Origin of the sequence: Rhodococcus sp. IEGM 1379 (genome assembly GCF_030056815.1) — a bacterium.
Lineage (GTDB): Bacteria > Actinomycetota > Actinomycetes > Mycobacteriales > Mycobacteriaceae > Rhodococcus_F.
Window position 1 is genome coordinate 127,282 of record NZ_JASHKR010000003.1, and the last position, 17,930, is coordinate 145,211.

Consider the following 17,930-nt stretch of genomic DNA (forward strand, 5'->3'; position numbering starts at 1 on the left):
GGCACGGAGGAAACATGACGCTCGACACCGCCCCCACCAACAACGCCGACACTGACACTGACACTGACACTGACGAAGCTATCCGCTTGATCGAGGCTGCACCGGCACCGTCTCGCTTCGCCCGCGGGTGGCATTGCCTCGGCCTGAGCGAGACGTTCCGAGACGCCAAGCCACACCAGATCGAAGCATTCGGAACAAGCCTCGTTGTCTTCGCCGACAGCAAGGGCGACATCAAAGTGCTGGATGCCTACTGCCGACACATGGGTGGCAACTTGGCACTCGGAGAAGTAAAGGGCGACTCGATCGCGTGTCCGTTCCACGATTGGCGCTGGGGTGGCAACGGGAAATGCACCGACATTCCGTACGCACGACGCGTACCTCCCCTTGCTCGCACTCGCGCCTGGACCACTATCGAACGTAATTGCCAACTTTTTGTCTGGCACGACCCGGAGGGATCCAAGCCCACCGACGAAGTCACCATCCCCCAGATCGAGGGCATCGGCACCGACGAGTGGACTGACTGGACGTGGAACGCACAGATCATCAAGGGTTCTCACTGCCGCGAGATCATCGACAACGTCGTAGACATGGCGCACTTCTTCTATGTCCACAAGTCATTCCCTCGATACTTCAAGAACATTTTCGAGGGTCACATCGCCACGCAGTACCAGGAGTCGACACCCCGACTCGACGTCGAAGCATCCTATGACGATCCGAACCAGCATTTGCGCTCGGATGCGTCCTATTTCGGCCCGTCGTACATGGTCGACAAACTCTGGATCAATGCCAATGGCGCCGAGGTCGAGACGGCGCTGATCAACTGCCACTATCCGATCGACGAGAATTCGTTTGTCCTGATGTACGGCGTCTCGATGAAGAAGCTGCCGGGCATGACCGACGAAGAGTCCGCCGCGATGGCGGTCCAGTTCGTCACGGGCGTCGAGAGCGGTTTCCTACAGGATGTCGAGATCTGGAAGAACAAGGCTCCCATCGACAATCCCCTGCTCTGCGAAGAGGACGGACCTGTCTATCAGCTGCGACGCTGGTACCAGCAGTTCTATGTCGACGTCGCGGATATCACCCCGGACATGACTCACCGCTTCGAATTCGAAATCGATACGACTCGGGCCGTCACAGTTTGGGAACAGGAAGTAGCCGAGATCATTGCTCGGCGCGAATCCGAATTGCAGGACACCGAATCTTGAGTGGCGAAACGTACCTGGGGCACTGACGGCCCGGCCGAGACAAATTCACCCAGCATTCCCGAATGCTGTTGATCCCCAGACACGTTCACGACTAACCAGGAAGCGCGACACTCTTCGCAATCTGAGCACTTGACGATAAACCTTCCGGCCTGCGGGACGTGTCAGCGCCCCGCAGGCCGGACGCATATCCCCCACGATTCATCATTGAAATACCGATATCAGAGCATTGCTGGTCGTTATCGACAGCTTCGCCGAACAGACAGTTACAACAGGGAGAAGACATGACCGGTCAGGTCCGGAGTACCGATTCCGCCCCCACTGCAATTCTGGACAGGGTCTCGCTGGTCCTTGACGCCTTCGACGGACCAGGGCTCCTCACGCTTACCCAAGTAGTCACACTGACCGGGCTGCCGCGATCGTCCGCACATCGAATACTCGAACGACTGGTGCAGATACGTTGGCTGCGGCGAGACGGACGTAACTACGAACTCGGACTCCGCCTCATGGAGTTGGGATCTCTTGCCATCCATCAGGATCGCCTACATCACGCAGCACTGCCGTTCCTCCACGAATTGCATCGAGTAACCGGTCACGTCGTGCATCTCGGCATCCTCCATGACTCGGACGTGATCTATCTCGAGAAGATCGGTGGGCGCGTCGCATTCGCACTACCGTCCCGCGCCGGGGGTCGATTCCCCGCGGACAAGTCACCAATCGGGAAAGCACTCCTTGCCTGCTCGGCCACAGCGCCGGCGGCAGGCTCGCCCGCCCTCGCGGACGAGCTCGACAAGATTCGCCAACAGGGTATGGCCTTCGCAACCGGTGAAAATGTCGCGGGCATAGGCGGTATCGCCGTGCCCATCGGCCCGATCGGTGGCGCGATTGCGGCCATCTCGATCTGCGGACCCCTGGAGCACCTCAAATTCGACCATCACCACGCAGCTCCGATCAGAATGGCAGCTATCGCTATCATGCAGAACATGTCCGGCGCACAAGCCGTTGTCCCGACTTTGCAACGCCGCAGCCAGCTCCGCAGCCTCCCGACTGCCGCTCGCATACCCCAGGTTCGCTACGCCTGAATCCAGGTCGAAACACTCCAAACAAATTGCACTGCTACTTCTTTCAACAAACCTGACAGCACCTGCCTCGGCATACATGTGTCGGTTGACATGCCGCGTTCAGGCCTCAAAAGTAGCAGCACCTACCCTGTCGGCACCGATCCAAGGACCTCGCACACAAACGGTTCGATCGCGGTGCCATCAACCTCGAGTCGATCGACCACAATCAGTCGACTACCCCGCTCCGGTGTATCTAACCCGAAGACGCCCCGAACAATTCGGTCGCGGCTCACCCACAGAACGGACGCACCCGGTCGAATTCCCGCATAGATCAACACGCCGAGTTCCGACGCTTCACCCACCGAATACGTGCCGACCAACAGATCGCGCAGCGATCGCGCCACCGTCGACGAGTCCGAACGACTGAGTCGATGCACACCAGCCGATGTCACCGAGTTGATCCTCGCCTCACCGAAAGCAGGCACCGCAATGGCGGCACCGTCGCCACCGAAGAAGACCGGTGCATCCAGAGTCGAAACATGGTAGCCGAAAACAGCTTTCGCAGTGCGAAACGAATCGACATGGTCATGGATATCCGCAGGGAAAGACAACGAGTCGTTGTCTGCTCTCGCCAATTCCCGCACGAGCATTGAACGCACGCCGCGCATCGCAGCAACGGTTCGCAAAGCCGCCGATTCCGCGACGCTCGGCAACAATCCCGGCCAGTTCGAGCCACCATGCAGTGACACAGCCAAGATCTCGTCGTCGGTCAACAAAGTTGTGATACTCATTAGGAAATCCTGTTCTCGCTCAGCATATTTCATCCGTCAAACACTTCAGGCTTACAGCGCTGCGCCGCCGATTCTCAAACCGAACCCCGTGAGCACCTTCACCGAGGCGTTCCCCAGATCCCCGACCAGGAGGCTGGGATCGCGCGCTATCTCTTGCACAACTGTGTTGATGCCTTCAGGGCTGAAGTCTGCTTGCCCCGCGGCCTGTATCGCCATCGACCACGATGTTGTCGCCATACCCGCGCCGAACAGAAGTGGATGGCCTTTGAGTCCAACCGACATCATCTCACCTCCCGCAACGTCCATCCCCACACCGACCGACTGGACGAGCTTCTGTTCCAAGCTCCACTGCGGATCGTTCCAGGTGTTGACCAATCCGACCGCAGTGATAGCCGTCCCAAGGACCGGGATCACTCCGGCGACGTCACCGACCGACTGACCGAAACCAAGTTCGTGTCCGAGCACAGACACACCGACTCGGCCGGCATTGACGACTGCATTGACACCATCGAGAACACCACGATCAAACAGGGCCCCGGGCACCCCACCGGTGTTGCTGGTGGTCCCACCGGAAACGAGCGATCCACTCACCTGAGCCTGCGCTTCGGCATTGGCCGCAACGGTCCGCGACGCGTCCTCGAGCCTGGCCGCCACCACAGTCAGTTCGACCGCGAGTTGGCCCCACTTCTGCAGGAACAGGCCAAAGTTGGGACCGAACCAAGCATTGTTGTTCACGACAATCGAATTGACATATTTCCGTACGGCCGCAACGTCATTCGCTGATCGCGTAAGTTCGCGGGCAAAATTCTGCAACGCAACAATGTCCGCACCGATCATTCCGGAAGCCATCAGCCTTCAATCCCTTCTCAGCGCGGATCGGTATCGAAATAGATTTCACTGTTCGTGAACCTGGACAGTCTCTCCTGCAACGCTTGGTGCTTCGGATCATCGCTGGCCTCGAACTGATCGGCGGCCCGGCCGAACGCGGCGTGGTCCAAATGGCCGCCGTAAATATTCCCACGGGCTGAATGCGCCTGGAAGATCGCACCGTCGTTCCCCCGCGACAGCATCGATAGCCCCAATGGGTCGTACGGAAGGCTACGCACCCTCTCTCCAGCCATCGACAGGGACTCGATCAGATTGTCGGCAGCGCTGTTTCCTTCAAGGCGAAGGATGTTCGCACCGGTTCCTCCCGGAACTCGAGGTCCACCTTCGTTGATAGCGCTGGAGTGGGGATAGAAACCACTTTCCGCCAGCATTTCCGCGTGCGCGCCGCCCTGAGAATGGCCGACGAAGAGAATCTCTGCGTCGTTCGGGACTCCCATCAAGTGCAAAGTGTATGCGACTTCCAGCGTCGCCCAACCCGGAAATCCATTGGCAACTGGAAGGTTCTCCCACCAGGTCAATGCCTTCGTGGGATCCCAACCACTCCAATCACCGCTCGCACCACCGCCCGATCCGGCAATAGATACGACATAGCGTTTCTCAGTGTCTGCCCCGATCACCGTTTGGATGCGTATCCCGTTCTCGTTTGTGCCGTCCGCCGAGCTTGCCTGATTCAGGAAACCCGCCAACGTTGCCGAAGTGCGAGGCGAATTCGATGCCGCCCCGCCGGCTGACCCAACCAAACCGATGGCATGAGCGCCGAGATCACCGCTGACCGCGGCCTGCGCGTCCGCGTTTGCACGGACAGTTCGTCCCGCAGCCTCGAGTTGCTCGGACACCTGAGTCAGATTGATCGCCAGTTTCGCCCAGGCCGCCACGAACATCCCGAAGTTCGGACCGAACCAGGCACCGTTGTTCACCACAATCGCATTGACGTACTTGCGTGCCGCCCGGACATCGACTGCCGCCCGATCAAGTTCGCGGGCAAAGTTTCGCAATGCTGCGACGTCGGCGCCGATCATTGATTGATCCGCCATTTTCGATTCCTTCCGGACTGGACAGACAAATCGCGGACTCACGCCACGGCATGTGGCGTGAGTCCGACTCGGACATCAGAGGGAGTTCGAAACCTCGCGCTGTTTCTGCACGTTGGTCTTCGCTATGGTCGCAAACTGGTCGAGCTGGTTCACGACGTTCTGCAAAGAAGTACGAAGCTGCCCTTCCCAATCGCCCTTGAACTGCTGAGCATCCTGGCCCGCCCAATTGGCGGGAACATTGGTGTTGACCTGACTGGTCACACGAGCGATGACGTCGGTGATCGCGTCGGCCTGAGCCTTGATCTGCTGCGCCATCTGTTCGATCTGTTCCGGATTGAGACCAACCATTCCTGCCATGACAACTCCTCTGAATAGGTTCCGCGAACGGGAACGCTTGTGTGCGATTACTTCTGGCATCTGAGATTGCTACTGACATCAATTTAGGGCGATTCCGGCAGTACCGGAATGGGCAGTTCTCCCCATCGCCCAAATTCATCTGCTTAGCTCGGCATCGCCACCTGCACTTTCTGCGCGCCTCCCGGACCGACGAGAAAGCCTCGGCCCGGCGGGAAGTCCGACCGTCGGATACGGCCGAGCGCTGTCGCAAGCAATGTGTCGCCGTCACCGTCGTTGGGAACCAGCAGCAGGCCTTGCCGGGCAGATTTGAACGGACCGGCTAGCGACCACGCCTGCGACCAGGTGGAATGTTCGGACTCCCCGACGATAAGGTGACCGTCCAATCCGAGTAGTCGAATCATCTCGACGAGGTCGTTTTCTACCGGAGTCGACGTGAACGCTGTCACCGAATCGATGAACACGGAAATACTCCCCGGTTCCACCTGCCCACTGCGGACTGCCTCGCTGATCTGCCCGACGAGCGCTCCCACTGCCTCGGAGCCCACCGCCTTCTCCGTCCACTGCTCCCGATCGGCGAGTGGAGTTCGTCTGGGAGCCAGCAGAACTCGATTGCGAGTAGGCGTGGCACGCCGAACGGCCTGCGCCATGGTGTGCAATGCGGTCGTGCGCCCCGAACCTGGCGGTCCGGACAACAGGAATGCTCCCGTCGGCGGAAATCCGATCGGTTCGAGTGAGCGATCGGAGACGGCGAATGCCGGCATCGGCTCGGAATCTGCTGTGCGGCCGACATACTCGACCAGTGAGCTGAGTTCGATCTCTGAGGGGAGCGCCTCGATGGTCGGAGCCACATCGGCTCCGCGCCGACGCATAGCCGTCGACAGTGCCTGAACTTCCCTCGCCTGCACCGCAACATTCGCGTCGGAGCCGATCATCGCGATCTGCACTTCGAGATCACCGATGATGCCACGGCCTGGTGGGGAGGTCGCGTCGAGAATGTCCTTCGGGACGTCGAGCATCATGTAGTCGTCGGGACCAGCAAGCCTCAGGACGATACGGCGTCCGATAGTCGATCCGAGTGACGCCGTCACGGCGGTGGGCCGGTCGGCCGAGATCACCACGTGCACACCGACACTGCGTCCATCCGTGGCGATCTGAGTGAAAAGGCTGAACCACGGCGAGAGCGTCGAGAGCTCGTAGGCCTCGCGGAACGCGCCGATGCCGTCGACCAGAACCATGATGCGAGGCTCGTCGGGTTGCCCTGCCCGTTTGCGATACTCGGTAATGTTCGACGCGTTGGCCTGTGCATACAACTCCGATCGCGTGTCGATGAGCTCTACCAGTCGGCGCATCAGGCGCCCGATCCGCTCTTCGTCGTCGCCGGAGATTACTGCGCCGACATGCGGCAGTGGTTCGATCAGCTTCAATCCCGCCGAACCGAAATCGAGCCCGTAGCAATGCACCGGACCACCGGAAACCGTGATGGCCGAGGCAATCGCAATCTGCCGCAGCGTCGCTGACTTCCCCGAACCGCCGGCCCCGAAGATCGCCAGGTTCCCGTCCACGTCGGGGTCGTAGTACAGCGTCGGTTGGGCCTGATTCTGCGGGTCGTCGGCAACGCCCAGGAGCAGTCGATTGTCAGAGGAGCCCTGGCCCGGCGGATTCAGTTGCCGCACACCGTAAGCCTCCTCGAGTACCGGCAGCCACGGCTTACGGGCCGCCGGAATACGCCCCGCTTCCGCAGCAGCGCGGATTGTCGAAACCGTACGCACTATGTCGGTCGGTCGTAGGTCCTCCTCGACCTGTCCCTCGGGTAGCGGCTCGTCCCAGTGCACGCGCGCGCCGAACTGCATTTCGGAAATCGAAATCGGTGGCGCCTCAGGTACTTCCGTTGTTCGTCCGCCGGCGTAACCAGCTTGGAATGCGGTGAGTCGACCCGGCCCGGTCCGCACGGCAGCGCGCCCCGGCATATTCGTCGGAAAATGTGCCGCGTCCGGGACTCCGATCACGTCACTCGAATCTTCGGCGTCCGCCATCCGCAACGCGATTCGCAGGTTGGTGTTGGCACGCAAATTATCCTTGACAACGCCGGCCGGACGCTGCGTGGCCAAAATCAGATGCAAGCCGAGCGAACGGCCACGCTGCGCAACGTCCACAACACCGTCGACGAACTCCGGGACTTCCTGTACCAGCGCCGCAAATTCGTCGACGATGATGATCAAGCTGGGTGGGCACTCGGGGTCGCCTGTCTTCTCCAGCGAAATCAGGTCTTTGGCCTTCTTCCGGTTGAGAAGTCGCTCGCGGAAATGGATCTCGGCGCGCAAGGACGTCAACGCTCGCCGAACGAGGTGTTGCGACAGGTCCGTTACCAAACCAACTGTGTGCGGCAGATCCACACAATCCGCGAACGCTGCCCCACCCTTGTAATCCACAAAGAGGAAGGTGACCCGATCCGGGCTGTGTGCAGCGGCCATTCCCAGGACCCAGGTCTGCAGAAACTCGGACTTGCCCGAACCGGTGGTTCCGCCGACGAGAGCATGTGGACCCTGCTCTCGCAGATCCAACGCCAACGCTCCAGCTCCCAGCGAACCGATCATCGCCCGCAGGTCACCCGCCTTGCGTCGATCCTGATCCGGCAACGGCACACCGTCTCCGTCACGCTCGGTCAAGGAACCGTCCAGGCGCCAACCTTCGAGAACGGCGCCACTCTCCTCGGCAATGTCGAGGCCGACCAGGTCCAACCAACTGATGGCCGGAGGCAAGTCGCTGGCGTCGTCCACCGCCACTCCGGAATCGACGACCGGTGCGAGGAACAGCGCAGCAGCCTGCGCCGACTGCTCGTCCACCGACTCACACTGCACCGGGTGCGAGTGAACACCGTGACGCACCTGCCCTACGGTGGCACCGTTCGAATCTACCTCCACCAGAATGAATGTCCGGCACACCGACGGCAGCGACTCCAATTGACTGGCCACCCACAGCACATGGACGTTGACGTCAGGGCCCAATTCCGCCAACCTCGTCAATCGGGCCCGATCGACTGGGGCGTCATCCTCGACCACGACGACGATGGCCGGCAAGATCGGGCGGTCATGTTCGGCGAGGACACTCGACCCGTCTTCACCGTCGACGCTGCCCCATTCCTGCGGCGCACCCGGGCGCTCCGAACCGCGGGAGGCGATCACGTCCTCGAGCTGCGTCAGCAACGCCGATCCGGTTCCCGGATTGCCTGCCAGATGTGCCCCCGAGATGGGGGAATGCACAGAACCTGTGTGCGGCAACCATTCCGCCCACTCCCAGACCGGACATGTCGACGGTGATGCCATCACTGCAAGTACGAGTTCCGCCGGCGAATGCAGACCTACCAATTGCAGAACCAGACCTCGCGCAACTCCTTCGACAACACCGCGGCGACCCGCAACACCGATGGTGCCGGCGGTGCGAAAGTCGCCGATCAACGGGACATGGTCGATGATGTCGACCACTCGCTTGTAGTCCCGAATCCGTCCGCGATACTCGGCAATCCCATCGGAACTACCCGATGATTCCAAGGTGCAGAACGAGCGGACGGTACCCAACCCGAGACGGACCGTGAGAAACGCGTCGTGTTCGGGCCGATACGACCACATCGGCGACGCGAGTCGGTGCACGGAGGTCAGCACTTCCGCGACCGAAGGTGTTCGGCTGAGCCGGACCGCACGTTCGAGCTGTTTCTCGACCACAATTTCCTGTTGCAGAGCAACAAGTTCCGCTTCGAAATTCGCGATCTCTCGCTCGAGTCGCTTCTTCGACTGATACCTTCCGTCAAGCCACACGCCCAGCATCATCATCGGGCTCAACCCGATGAAGACGATGCTCAACAGACTGCGAGTGACGGCAAACAGGACCATACCCATGACGAGCGGGGCCACCATCGACACGATCGGAAACCGTTGCGGTTCCATGACCTTGGGCAACGCGGGCGGATCAAAGGACTGCTCGTCGAAGCGCGCGACCACACGTGGCGAACGATTGAATTCCACTGCGGAGCTTGTGGGTTCCACGGTTCCAGCCAGCTTTGTCTGCGTGAATGTCAGAAGGCTGTCACCGAGGACTACCTGATCGGTGGGGCCAACCTGGGCACGTTGCACGCGTCGGCCACCCATCACGATCCCGTTGACGGAGTTCGCGTCCACAATCTCGATCGACTCACCCACGAGGACACGGCAGTGACGCTTGCTGACCATTGAGTCACGCAGTACTACATCACAGTCAGCCGAACGACCGATAGAGCTGATTCCCGCTGGAAGGGCAATCTCACGGCCCTGTTCCGGGCCGGAGACAATTCGCAGTAACGCGGCGGTCGGTCCGCGGCCGACACCTACGGATCGATGTGTATGACGCGTGATCGCCACTACGGAACCCGAGCGCAAGCCTGCTTCGGTGAGGTTGCGCTGCGGATCCAGTGTCGAGCCGGATTCTCCGTCACCGAACCTCGATTGCACCCGCAGTGTCAGATCAGGCGGAACAGTGGCCTCGCTACCGGCGCGCACAGGATCGTTCGAATACAGTGCCCGCGCGAGGTCACCGACCAACGCAGTGGCATCGACCGTGACCGATACATTCGTCGTGCGCCCCTGCGCCCTGTGCAGTGTCAGCTTCAGATGCACCCGTCATCCCTCCATACGATCGAGAAGTGGCAAATCGTCGCGAGTGACGATGCGCGCGGCCATCGCATATTCGACCAACCGGGTACGACGGTTCGTTGCCGGACCCTGCGGCCCAGACCTGAGCCCTGACACGCCGATCCGGTCAAACTTGTCGCACACATTGTCGAGCTTGCGATTGAACTTGGTGATCGGCCAACCGAGCCGTTCCGCAGCCTGCGCCGACGACGGAATCCGGCTCGAACCTGTCCCTTCGCGTCGAAGCAACGGTTCGGCCAACACCACGATCAGCGCCTTCTGCGCGTCCGTGAGGGGAAGATCCCCGAGAGTTTCGTCCAGCCGACTGCCGCGCGATTCCGCAGAACGAACCCCCGGCCCGGAGCCGGGAATCACCGCGCCGCGAAAGGTCGGAGATTCCGCATGAACCGAAAACTCGTAGGTCACCGGACCAGCCGTGAAGACCACTGTTGTCTCACCGAACACCAACGGCAACCGCGACTTCGGTGGCAGCCACGCCTGGAGTCCGTCCCCTGCACACGAGACCGTCGCGGACAACCGCATACCCTCGTTGATCAGCCACCAGAACCCCAACTCATGACGCAGAACAAGAAATCTCCGATGCAGGAACGGATTGTCGTCGATATACAGGTCACCTTCACGACCGACCACAAATTCCTGCTCGATCGCCAAAGTTGTGACCTCGCCGCAGAACTCGAGCCTCGCTCCGCTCATGTCGCACATCCTTCGGTAGCGATCGCTGATGCTCGGCCCGATTCACGGACCACGGTGACCTCGATGCAAGTACTGGGGCCCGACGACACCGGTACCGCGACGGAACTCGCACTGCTCTGCTGGACCGACTCGTCGCGCCCGGTGCGGGTGCGGGTCCAGCGAAAACTGTCCCCTACCTGCGGGTCAGGGTAGACCCAGGTAAACGTTGCGGTATCGCCGTTCACAACCCCCACGACGTCGGTCACTGCGGGAACCCGGCCACCGCTCGCCGCAGCCGGTGCCGCGCTAGGCAGCGTCGGCGCCAATGATTCCGGAACATCCGAATCCGGCCCCCCACCGAATACCACTACCCCACCGACGGCCGCAGCCCCGACGACAACGATGACCCCGGCCAGCGCCAAGGGCCATTTCCGTGTGGGCGCTGCAGATTCAGGGGCAGGGATCGGTGTCGCAATATCCAGACGCGCGCGAGTTGACGTCAACTCCTCCGCGGTAGGTGCCCGAACCGGCGCCGGCGTCTCGAACACACGCTCCACCGGTAGCGCCGGCGCAGATGCCCACGCAGCGCGATTTTGACCGCCACCGGTGGGGTCGATACTGCGAACCGAGAATCGAGTACCGTCACCGTCTTCGGCTTCCGTGATCACACGTTCGTTCGGTGCAACCGCTTCCACCAAATCGACCGACGTCACCGGCAATTGCAATTCGGCCTGCACGGTCTGCAGTCCCCGCGCCAGGTCCAGCGCCGACGGATAACGCTGTTGTGGAATCTTCGCCATTGCCGTAGCCAGAACATTCTCGAAAGACGCCGGCACATCCTGACGACCTGTCCGCGGCAGGGCAATTGACGAAATCCGTGCTGCCTGAGCATGAGCCGAGTTATCGCCACCCGGTATTTCGAACGGTGCGCGTCCCGCCAACATCGAGTACAGCGTCGCCGCCAAACCCCACACGTCCGACGGCACCTCACCGTGCGGGTTTTCCTCGAAGAACTCCGGCGGTGCCCACGGGACTGACAAGCCCGACAGCGCGTCACCCTCCGCCCCCCGCATACCGGCGATTCCGAAGTCCGTCAGGACAGCACGACGATAGGCGGTCACCAAGATATTCGCCGGCTTGATATCGCGGTGCAGAATTCCCCCACGATGGGCTGTCTCGACGGCACCCGCAATCTCGATACCCACCCGAAGTACGTCCGCGACCGGTAACCGTTCGGTGCGAAACCGCGCACCGAAATTCGGCAACGGGCAATACTCCATGACCAGGTAGGGACGCCCGTCCGGAGCATGCCCGGTGTTGAACACCGGCACGATCGCCGGATGCGAGGACAGTTGACCCATCAACTGCGCTTCGTTCTCGAAGGTACGCCGGGCAACCGATTTCATTGTGCTGTCAAGCAATACCTTGACCGCGACCCGACGCCGCGTCGCGTGCTCCTGATAAAGAAATACGTCCGAGAATCCACCGGATCCGAGCATCTCGACATACTCGTACCCCGGGATCCGAGGTGGCGACGGTTGCGGCCGAAGCGCGTTCACGACAACCCCTCGAAGGTCAGTGTGACCTCGTCGCCGAGCACAACGACGTCACGATCGACCAGCAGCACAGGATCATTGGGCAGCAGGCGCTGCGGGGCATGCCCACCGCGACGCAGGAACGAACCATTGGTACTGCCGAGGTCCACGGCCAGAACATGCCATCCGTCCACCTTCAAGGCGAGGTGCGAGCGGGAAATGTCGCCGGACGGATTGGGAACCGTGATCAATTGCGGCACATCATATCCCGACGCTTGAGTGGCCACAGGTTGACGGCCGATCGATGCGGGCCGCTCGATGTGATGCACAACGCCGGTCGACATACGGATGCTTCCCAGTACCGGTCGCGGAACAGTACGGCTCTCCCCTTCCAACGGCGCACCACACGCGCGGCATCGATCCCGGTGTGGCGGATTCGGATGCCCCAGAGGACACACCCGTGCCAGCACAGTCGGTCCCTCAATCACCGCGATCGGCGGCGGAACAGCTGCTGCCGGCGGCGGTGGCGGCGCAAGGACCTGCGACCACATCGATGTCAAACCATCGTGATCGCCCACAACGGGCGCTGCGGGCGGCGTGAAACTAGCCGTGGGCGGCGTAGGCGGCGTGGAACTAGCCGCGGGCGGCGCCGGCACGACTGAAAGCGGTGACCCGAGCATGTCGTCGTACGCACCCACCAGATCGGTTGACGGGTCCACGAATCCAGCTTCGCCGCGCCATTCCTCGGTGACAGCTATTCCTACCGGAGAAGGCTCAATCGGCTCCGGTCGGATTTCCGGCTCAGACTGAGCCCAGGCCACTGCTATCTCGGACATCAGGACTACACCGGAACCCACCGGCAATTGCACCGTGCTCGCCCACACCCCCAGACCAGGCTGCGAGACCGCAACAGCGCCACCGACGTCGTGGGTCCGAAACCGTCCGCACACCACCAGATCACCGCTGCGCGGCACCACAGCAAAGTTCTCGACACCTGCCAGGCGCGATTCGACGTCGTGAACGCCACCCCCATCGCGCACTACGTCGTAAACGGCCAGCACCGATGAAGGATCTATGCCCGCCTCGAGCACCACAACCACGTTTTTGCCGACAACCGCCACATTGCAGCCAGGCCGATAGAGATGAGGCATGTTCACTCCTGCCCTCGAACCGGAATTGGGACGGTCCGCTCCGTGCTCGTGGGTGAACCGGTCGCATCAACCACCACCACCGTCACGTTGTCTCGTCCGCCCAGATCGACAGCAACCTGCACAAGGCGTGCCGCCGCGACCTGTGGATCGTCATATCGGTCCAGCAATTTCGCAATGTAGGTGTCCGGGAGTTCCGCGGTGAGGCCGTCCGAGCACAGCACCAGCCGATCGTTCGGAAGCACCGGAATCTTCCAGATATCAGCTGGCTGTTGCACTTCCATGACAATGGCACGCGTCACAAGATTGCTCTGCGGGTGTGTTCGCGCTTCTTCCCGGGTCAGCGCACCTGTCTCCACCATTTCCTGGACCACCGAGTGATCAACTGTGATCTGGACCAGTCCGTCGGACCCAAACCGATATGTCCGCGAATCACCAATGTTGAGAATGATCCAGTACGGGGTTCCGGCGTCTTCGGCCAGAATTGCCGCGGTCAGGGTGGTGCCTGGTGTCGATTCAGACTCGAGCGACAGTTCTACGATCCCCTGCCACGCCACAGCCGCACATCGCTGCAGGTCATCCGCTTCGATGTTCTCCTTCGCCACCAGAGACTGCATCGCGTCGATGGCAATTGCTGCCGCGGCGGCTCCCTGCTCGCGGCCTCCCATACCGTCGGCAACCGCAAACACCGGTGGGCTCGCGCAATAGCCGTCTTGATTCTCTTTCCTGACCTTGCCGACATCGGTTGACGCGCCCCACCTCAGCGTCACCGGAATTGCCCCACTCATGTCGTCACCCGAAAAAACCGGGCACCCATGTGAATGGTTGCGCCAGTCGGTACTTCGGTCCGCTCTCCGGCGACCAAACTCTGCCGACGCGTTTGGTACTCCCAAGCAGAACCGTTGGTCGAGTGCCGATCTTCGACCCACAGAACACCTTTCACCACACCGAATCCGAGATGCGTCTTCGACAAGGACATGGTGGTGTCCTCCATCGCCACCGAGTGCTCGACGGACTCACCGACCTCTGGCGATGGGTCACGACCCACCAGTCCGGAACCGGCAACCTCGAGAGTCCGACCATCGTCGAATTCCAACCGGATGACTGCGACCGCAGCCGGCGTCATCCGTGTTCGATCGACCGGCGGAGGCACCATGCGTGTTTCCTCGACCTGATCCGACACGGACACAGGCACCGACACCGGCACGGGCACGGGCACGGGCACCGGCACCGGCACGGGCACCGGCACCGGCACCGGCACCGACTCCATGACCGTACGCGCTACGACGCGTATCGGATCCATGTTGCGCGACTGGTACTTCGGTACGGGTGGCCCCGATTCGCGGTCTCGCCCGACTCCCGGCACCTCGTTGATCACGACATCGGAATTTGCGGCCGGACTGGGCCTCGGCACACTCCCCGACTCTACCGACGTCGGCATCATCGCCCGCTCTTCCGGAGTAAATTGCAGGCGCGAGAACCCTCGTGGCGCAATATTTTCCGATGATTCGTTCCGCCCCGCCACCAGTGGGTCACCGATAGTCCGAACGTCGATGACCCGCGTGGATGCAAGTTTGTCCGCGACGCCGCGGCGTCCTCCGTCGAGCAACACCGACCAAGCACCGAAGTACAGCAGCACGTTCGCAAGTGCGAGTACCACTGTTCGCCACAGCGACCGCGAGATCCCGGGAGCACACAACGTGCCGTCTCCTCCCGGGATAATCGACACGGTGCGCAGTCCGAGTATCCACTTTCCGAAAGTTCTGCCCGTAATGCCTTGCACGACTATCGAACCGAGCAGGTACAACACACCGGCCGCCAGCACGAGCACCGGCACCAGCCCGGAATCATCGCTGATCACAACCAGGTACAGCGGAACCGACAACAACACTGCCGCAATACCCTGGTCGATCAGCGCCGCCAGGAACCGTCGGGGCGAACTCGGAACCATCGGATCTCGTGGTCGCTGCACTTGTGGCGGTTGCTGCGGAGGTCCCGCCAGAACGGACGACTGCACCGGCGACTGCCCCTCGAATGGCCGCCGGCACCGTCCACAGAACGGAGCACTCAACGGCGAACCGGAACCACAACCAGGACAGAACTGTTGCCCGGGCCACTGCTGTTGCTCGGGCCACTGCTGTTGCTCGGGCCACTGCTGTTGCTCCGGCGGCGGGGGCGGAGACCCGTGCGGCCTGGCGTTTCTGTCGTACGGTTGATTCATCCGATCCACTCCCGTTTCCGCTTCGGCCGGACTCGCTGTACAAGGGCTTCCATCCTCGTGCGTGACGCCGAACTCTGTCGTCGAATGCCGTCGAACAACCCCGCTGATACGAGCGACCGCGGATTGACCTGTGCGCGCCACCAAGTGGTGAGTCCGGTTGCATCCCGTAGCCGTGTACGTGCAAGGTCAACTTCTACCCAGTACGCCTGCACTTGATCGTCGGTCAATCCGCCGGGAGCGAATACCGCGACGTCACAAGCTTGCGCGAGGGTCACGATGCCCGCTGTCGGGAACTCGCGAGCCACGTGAAGCGACGTTTCACGTCTCGTGGAACCGGCCGACACTCGAATTCCGAGATCGATTGCGGTATCGATCAATTCGTCCCATCCCGCAGCGACGCCGGCTACCGGATCGGTCAGACTACGTCGGAGCCGGCGCCGACGTGCTTTGAGCAACAACACGATCACGAACGGGACAGCCAGAACCAACAACAGAATGGCGGTACGCGCGAGGAGCCACACTAGATCCAGTAGCAGCGCCCACACCCAGGACCAGACGTTGTTGCTGTCCTCACGCTCGCCGGGACTGCTGGTGGTCATCAGTTCCACCGGATCCTGCGGCGGTTGCGGCGGCGCGACGACCAGTGGATCGGAACTGGTCTTGGGTTCGGGGACTTCTTGCTGCGGGGTACGATCTTTCGGAGGTGTGGGGTCGAATGCAACCCAACCGATTCCTTCGAACGGAACCTCCACCCAGGCGTCGATGTCGGCGCCGGTGACAGTTGTGGCGCCGGACGAGCTTGGGCGCGCAAGAGGTTCGAACCCGGCAACGACCCTAGCGGGCATCCCCAACTGCCTCACCATCAGTGCCATTGCCACCGCGTACTGTTCGGCGTCCCCGATCATTTGAGTTCCGCCCAGCAAGACCGAAATCCGGTCGGCGTTGTGGCCGGCACGGGAACGAACCTGCCCTTCGAGTCCATTGCTGTAGAAGCCCTCACCGTGCAGGGAGGCCTCGATTGCCCGCAACTGCTCGATCGGTGTCACCGCGCCTTCTATCGCGGCGGCGAGTAGTTCGGAGACTTCCGGCGGAATCATCTCGGGCTCCGGCAGATTGAGCGTCGCAGGCTTGCTGTCGCCGATATCCGCATCCCCTGCCGAAACCGGCGAGGTTCCCTCGATCTCGATCTCGTCGCCCGTCTGCAAGCCGGCGGTGGTCATCGCTGTGCCACTGGCGGGGTTGTAGAAAAGTCCGGCCGACAGTTCCTCCGTGCGTGCACCACCGAGATCGATCGCCGACGACGTGGCGGGGACCGGAATCCAGACTCCGCGATATTGATCGACGACAATATGCAGCGACTGCGATTCGCCCTGCGGCAACTGCGCCGCGACTCCCCCGTCGGATCGCCCGAGTCGGCCGAAGACTCCCGAGTCGGAGTTACGGTCACTGGAGGCAGCAACATTGTAGATTCGTCCGTCGTACAGGTCGAGTGTGGCCAACCGGATTCGCTGTCCACTGGGAAGTCCCGTCACGGTAAACAGGGGCGTGTCCCGAGAGTCTTTGAGATAGCTGCGAAATGCGGCCAGCGGTGTCGGGAACTCTCGAAGCTCCAACGGCGGCAACACATGATCGCGGAGCAGGCTGCGCTCTCCGGATGTCAGGATTGGTGCCAGCGTGGCACCGGCCACCGCTGCAACCACAATCACGAGAACCCCGGCCCCGGCACGCCTGAGCCTCGTTGCCGACGACGTGTACACCCCGGCCTGAGCCGAAACCGCCCACCAACCGATCGATATGACTGCGAAAGCCGTTCCCAGGATTGCCGGACGCGTCGTCGCCTCGGTGCCGAAGGCAATGGCGATCATCAACGGCACTGCCGAGATGACCACTGCCAGCGCTCGGCCGGTCGATGCCTGGTACGTCGGCAGTCTCAGCGCGGCACTCCCGGCCGCAGTGCCGGCTACCAATAGACAGACGTACGGAATGATCAGCAGAATCGACTCGTTGGTGACGGGAGGATCTGCGGTCAGCAACAGCTTCCACGAAGTCACAAGCCCGGATGCCAGTTCCGCCACAGTCGAACCTGTGGGCACCACAGATCCGATCGCGCTGTCCGGACCCGTGGCTGCGGCTCCGAATACGAAGTAGCACAGAGACATCGCCGCGAACATCGGTAGCAATCGCCAACGCCACCGAGCGCCGGCGGCTGCCAGAGCCAGCCCGACGACGACACCGAAAGCACCCGCAATCAAGTAACCGGTACCGCTGTAGACCGTACCGAAACCGAGCAGGGCCAGCGCGGAAAGCGCTGCTACAGGAAGAAGATTCAGATACCGCAC

13 protein-coding genes are annotated in these 17,930 nt (G+C 61.7%); 2 read left to right on the plus strand and 11 right to left on the minus strand.

Annotation, left to right across the window (positions count from 1 at the left end):
- Positions 1-14 precede the first annotated feature (14 nt).
- Together QM600_RS03160 and QM600_RS03165 are read left to right on the plus strand one after the other, a co-directional pair.
- Positions 15-1,205 (plus strand): 3-ketosteroid-9-alpha-monooxygenase, oxygenase component, encoded by a 1,191-nt coding sequence (locus QM600_RS03160; RefSeq protein WP_283260029.1) that lies wholly within the window; start codon positions 15-17, stop codon positions 1,203-1,205.
- A 281-nt stretch (positions 1,206-1,486) separates the two neighbouring features.
- Positions 1,487-2,284, plus strand: a complete 798-nt coding sequence (locus tag QM600_RS03165; protein WP_283260031.1) for an IclR family transcriptional regulator — start codon at positions 1,487-1,489, stop codon at positions 2,282-2,284.
- Positions 2,285-2,406: 122 nt separating this feature from the next.
- Here the strand turns inward: QM600_RS03165 and QM600_RS03170 are convergent, their stop codons facing one another.
- The 11 genes from QM600_RS03170 to QM600_RS03220 form a co-directional block, all read right to left on the minus strand.
- Entirely contained in the window at positions 2,407-3,054 is a 648-nt protein-coding gene (locus QM600_RS03170) for a hypothetical protein (RefSeq protein WP_283260032.1), read from the minus strand.
- A 51-nt stretch (positions 3,055-3,105) separates the two neighbouring features.
- Positions 3,106-3,903 carry a hypothetical protein gene (locus QM600_RS03175; RefSeq protein WP_283260033.1) on the minus strand — a complete coding sequence of 266 codons (798 nt, stop codon included), beginning with the start codon at positions 3,901-3,903 and terminating at the stop codon, positions 3,106-3,108.
- A gap of 17 nt (positions 3,904-3,920) precedes the next feature.
- Positions 3,921-4,976 carry a hypothetical protein gene (locus QM600_RS03180; RefSeq protein ID WP_283260034.1) on the minus strand — a complete coding sequence of 352 codons (1,056 nt, stop codon included), beginning with the start codon at positions 4,974-4,976 and terminating at the stop codon, positions 3,921-3,923.
- A gap of 75 nt (positions 4,977-5,051) precedes the next feature.
- Positions 5,052-5,333 carry a WXG100 family type VII secretion target gene (locus QM600_RS03185; RefSeq protein ID WP_283260035.1) on the minus strand — a complete coding sequence of 94 codons (282 nt, stop codon included), beginning with the start codon at positions 5,331-5,333 and terminating at the stop codon, positions 5,052-5,054.
- Positions 5,334-5,476: 143 nt separating this feature from the next.
- A complete protein-coding gene (locus QM600_RS03190; RefSeq protein WP_283260036.1) occupies positions 5,477-9,979 on the minus strand; it encodes a type VII secretion EssC family protein in 4,503 nt (1,500 codons plus the stop codon).
- A 3-nt stretch (positions 9,980-9,982) separates the two neighbouring features.
- On the minus strand, positions 9,983-10,708 hold the full coding sequence (locus QM600_RS03195; protein ID WP_502942853.1) for a hypothetical protein: 726 nt from the start codon (positions 10,706-10,708) through the stop codon (positions 9,983-9,985).
- The gene (locus QM600_RS03200) at positions 10,705-12,246 is read right to left on the minus strand and encodes a serine/threonine-protein kinase (RefSeq protein WP_283260038.1); all 1,542 of its coding nucleotides are present in this window, start codon (positions 12,244-12,246) and stop codon (positions 10,705-10,707) included. Before QM600_RS03200 ends, QM600_RS03195 begins: the two co-directional genes overlap by 4 nt.
- The gene (locus QM600_RS03205; protein WP_283260039.1) at positions 12,243-13,373 is read right to left on the minus strand and encodes an FHA domain-containing protein; all 1,131 of its coding nucleotides are present in this window, start codon (positions 13,371-13,373) and stop codon (positions 12,243-12,245) included. Before QM600_RS03205 ends, QM600_RS03200 begins: the two co-directional genes overlap by 4 nt.
- 2 nt (positions 13,374-13,375) lie before the next feature.
- Positions 13,376-14,158: a PP2C family protein-serine/threonine phosphatase gene (locus QM600_RS03210; RefSeq protein ID WP_283260040.1), complete on the minus strand. Its 783-nt coding sequence runs from the start codon at positions 14,156-14,158 to the stop codon at positions 13,376-13,378.
- On the minus strand, positions 14,155-15,321 hold the full coding sequence (locus QM600_RS03215) for an RDD family protein (RefSeq protein WP_283260041.1): 1,167 nt from the start codon (positions 15,319-15,321) through the stop codon (positions 14,155-14,157). The genes QM600_RS03210 and QM600_RS03215 overlap by 4 nt, the downstream gene beginning before the upstream one ends.
- 266 nt (positions 15,322-15,587) lie before the next feature.
- Complete coding sequence (locus QM600_RS03220) at positions 15,588-17,930, minus strand: transglutaminase-like domain-containing protein (protein WP_283260042.1); 2,343 nt, start codon at positions 17,928-17,930, stop codon at positions 15,588-15,590.